A 3553-nucleotide genomic window follows, 5' to 3' on the forward strand; every position below is an offset into this window, starting at 1 on the left:
CGGCGCGGATCGACGTCGACCTGCAGCGCGTCCAACGCCGCGCGCGCGATGCGCCGCACCTCGCCCCAGTCCGTCCAGCCGAAGCGCCGCGGCATGCGCCCGGCGACGATGTTCTCCGCCACCGACAGGTTGGCGCAGAGGTTGACCTCCTGGTAGACGGTGGCGATGCCCAGCGCCTGCGCCTCGCGCGGCGAGGCCGGGCGGATGCTCTCGCCGGCCAGCGTCATCGTGCCGGCGTCGGCCGGGAACACGCCGGTCAGCACCTTGATCAGCGTCGACTTGCCGGCGCCGTTCTGGCCCATCAGCGCGTGCACCTCGCCGGCGCGCAGGCACAGGTCGGCCTCGTGCAGCGCCTTCACGCCGACGAAGGACTTGCTGACGCCGCGCAGTTCGAGGAGGTGAGCGATGGTGGCCTCGTCAAAAAAGGGCATGTGCGCACCCTCACGCGCGCACATGCCAACCCTGGCCGGATCGGGCCTTCCTGCCCGGGGTTCCGGAGACGAAAACGATCTCAGTGGGGCCGGGCTCAGTACTTCCGCTTCGGGAATTCCTTGGCTGCCACTTCCATCGGGAAGATGCCCTCCTCGGTGACGATGCGCCGCGGCAGCGTCTTGCCGGCCTTCAGGTCCTTCACCGCCTGCATCAGCTGCGGGCCCAGCAGCGGGCTGCACTCGACGCTGACGTTGAGCTTGCCGGCCATCATCGCCTCGAAGGCACCCTTGACCGCGTCGATCGAGATGATGATCACGTCCTTCGCGGGCTTCAGGCCGGCTTCCTCGATGGCCTGGATCGCGCCGATCGCCATGTCGTCGTTGTGCGCGTAGAGCACGTTGATCTTCTTGCCCTCGGCCTTGAGGAAGGCTTCCATCACCTCCTTGCCCTTGGCACGGGTGAAGTCGCCGGTCTGCGAGCGGATGATCTTGAAGCGCGGCTGCGCCTTGATGATCTCCTCGAAGCCCTTCTTGCGGTCGATCGCCGGCGCCGAGCCCACCGTGCCCTGCAGCTCGACGATGTTCACGTCGCCCTGGCCCTTGTAGTTCTCGAGCAGCCAGCGGCCGGCCTTGCGGCCTTCCTCGACGAAGTCGGAGCCCATGAAGCTGACCCACAGCGAGTCGTCCTTCTCGTTGACCGCGCGGTCGGAGAGGATCACCGGGATCTTCGCCGCCTTGGCCTCGCGCAGCACCGTGCCCCAGCCGGACTCGACCACCGGCGAGAAGGCGATCACGTCGACCTTCTGCGCGATGAAGGAGCGGATCGCCTTGATCTGGTTCTCCTGCTTCTGCTGCGCGTCGGAGAACTTCAGCTCGATGCCGTGCTCCTTGGCGGCCGACTTGATCGACTCGGAGTTGGCGGTGCGCCACTCCGACTCGGCGCCGATCTGCGAGAAGCCGAGCACGATCTTGCCCTGTGCGCGTGCCAGCTGCGGCAGGTACAGCGCTGCCGGAATGGCGCCCAGCGCCGCGATCACGTTTCTTCTGCGTGTGTTCATCTTGTCTCCTGGTCTGTCGTGGACGGCATCGGTGAGGGTGCGGCGCCGGTCTGCCGTCGAGCGGCCGGTCGCTGCGGGGGAGGGTTCAGCCGGCGGCGGTATAGGCCGTCTTCACGGTCGTGTAGAACTCGACGGCATGGCGGCCCTGCTCGCGCGGGCCGTGGCTCGAGCCCTTGCGACCGCCGAAGGGCACGTGCGGGTCGACGCCGGCGGTCGGCAGGTTGACCATCACCATGCCGGCCTGCGCATGGCGCTTGAAGTGCGTCGCCCTGGCCAGCGAATCGGTGCAGATGCCGGCGCACAGGCCGAAGGGCGTGTCGTTGGCCAGCGCCAGCGCGTGCTCGTAGTCGTCGGCGCGGATCAGGCACGCGACCGGGCCGAAGATCTCCTCGCGGGCAATGCGCTGCTTGGGCTGCGCGATGAACAGCGCCGGGCTGAGGTAGTGGCCGCGCGTGGGCCGCTCGAGCGCCTCGCCGCCGGCGAGCCACTCGGCGCCTTCCTGGCGGCCGATGGCGACGTAGGCCAGGTCCTGCTCGAGCTGCTCGCGGCTGACCACCGGGCCGATCTGCGTGCCGCGCTCCATCGCGTGGCCGACCACCAGCGAGCGCGTGCGCTGGCGCATCAGCTCGGCGAAGCGGTCGAACACCGGCGCCTCGACGATGATGCGGCTCGACGCCGTGCAGCGCTGCCCGGTCGAGTAGAACGCACCCTGGATGGCGTGTTCGGCGGCGCGGTCCAGCGCCGCATCGGCCAGCACCACCAGCGGGTTCTTGCCGCCCATCTCGAGCTGCACCTTGGCGCGCCGCGCGCTCGCCGCGGCGAGGATGCCCTCGCCCACGCCGACCGAGCCGGTGAAGCTGATCGCATCGACCAGCGGGCTGTCGACCATCGTCTGCCCGACCAGCCGGCCGCTGCCCAGCACCAGGTTGAACGCGCCGGCCGGCAGGCCCGAGCGGCTGATGATCTCGGCCAGCGCCCAGGCGCAGCCCGGCACCAGCTCGGCCGGCTTGAAGACCACGGTGTTGCCGTAGGCCAGCGCCGGCGCGATCTTCCACGCGGGAATGGCGAGCGGGAAGTTCCACGGCGCGATCAGCCCGACCACGCCGACAGGCTCGCGCGTGACTTCGATATCGACACCGGGGCGCACCGAGGCCAGCCGCTCGCCCGGGATGCGCAAGGCCTCGCCGGCGAAGAACTTGAAGATCTGCCCGGCACGTGCCGCTTCGCCGATCGCCTCCGGCAGCGTCTTGCCTTCCTCGCGGGCGAGCAGGGCGCCGAGTTCGTCCTTGCGCGCGAGGATCTCGCTGCCGACGAAGTCGAGCACCTCGAAGCGCCGCTGCGGCGTGCTCGCCGCCCAGGCCTCGCGTGCATCGGCGGCGGCGCGGATCGCGCTCTCGGCCTGCGCCGCGTCGGCGCGCGCGAACTCGCCGATCACGTCGGCCAGGTCGGAGGGGTTCTCGCTGATGCCCAGCGTGACGCCGGTTTCCCAGCGGCCGTTGATGTAGTGCTTGAAGGAGGTGGCCATGGGAAGATCGCCTACAGAGCGCGCACGCCGCCGGGCGCGAAGGCCGCGGTGTCGATCACGACCGGGTTGACCAGCGCCGCGCCGAGCAGCGGCTGCTCGATCTCGAAGCGGTCGCCGGGCTCGACACGGATGCCGTCGGCGCAGCTCAGCGTCGCGGTGCCGAAGAAGTGCAGGTGCACATCGCCCGGCCGGCGGTGCTGCGGGTACTTGAAGTGGTGGTACTCGAGGTTCTCGAGCGTGTGGCTCATGTGCGCCTCGCCGGTGGCGAAGGGCTTCTCCCACAACACGGCGTCGCCACGGCGGATGCGGCTCGTGCCCTGCAGGTCGGCCGGCACCGCACCCGCCAGCAGCTCGGGCCCGACCGAGCAGACGCGCAGCTTCGAATGCGCCAGGTACAGGTAGTTCTGCCGCTCGGTGACATGGTCGGAGAACTCGTTGCCGACCGCCACGCCGAGCCGGCACGGCGTGCCGTCCGGCGCGATCCAGTACAGGCCGACCAGCTCGGGCTCCTCGCCGGCGTCGAGCGCGAACGAGGGCGA

At 70.0% G+C, this 3553-nt stretch carries 3 protein-coding genes and 1 pseudogene; all 4 read right to left on the reverse strand.

The genetic code is table 11. The annotated features are described in order from the left end of the window. A partial coding sequence (locus AAG801_RS41000) for an ATP-binding cassette domain-containing protein (RefSeq protein ID WP_341893612.1) occupies positions 1–431 on the reverse strand: 431 nt, incomplete at its 3' end. Positions 432–526: 95 nt separating this feature from the next. Beyond that, on the reverse strand, positions 527–1489 hold the full coding sequence (locus AAG801_RS41005) for an ABC transporter substrate-binding protein (RefSeq protein WP_341893613.1): 963 nt from the start codon (positions 1487–1489) through the stop codon (positions 527–529). 85 nt (positions 1490–1574) lie between these two features. Further along, positions 1575–3014 (reverse strand): aldehyde dehydrogenase family protein, encoded by a 1440-nt coding sequence (locus tag AAG801_RS41010; RefSeq protein WP_341893614.1) that lies wholly within the window; start codon positions 3012–3014, stop codon positions 1575–1577. A gap of 11 nt (positions 3015–3025) precedes the next feature. Further along, positions 3026–3553: pseudogene (locus tag AAG801_RS41015) on the reverse strand (FAH family protein); the annotation flags it as partial.

Source organism: Variovorax sp. YR752 (genome assembly GCF_943372545.1).

Bases quoted from the DNA above. Each gene is read 5' to 3' on its own strand.
- AAG801_RS41005 (WP_341893613.1), bottom strand. From the start codon at position 1,489: ATGAACACACGCAGAAGAAACGTGATCGCGGCGCTGGGCGCCATTCCG.
- AAG801_RS41010 (WP_341893614.1), bottom strand. From the start codon at position 3,014: ATGGCCACCTCCTTCAAGCACTACATCAACGGCCGCTGGGAAACCGGC.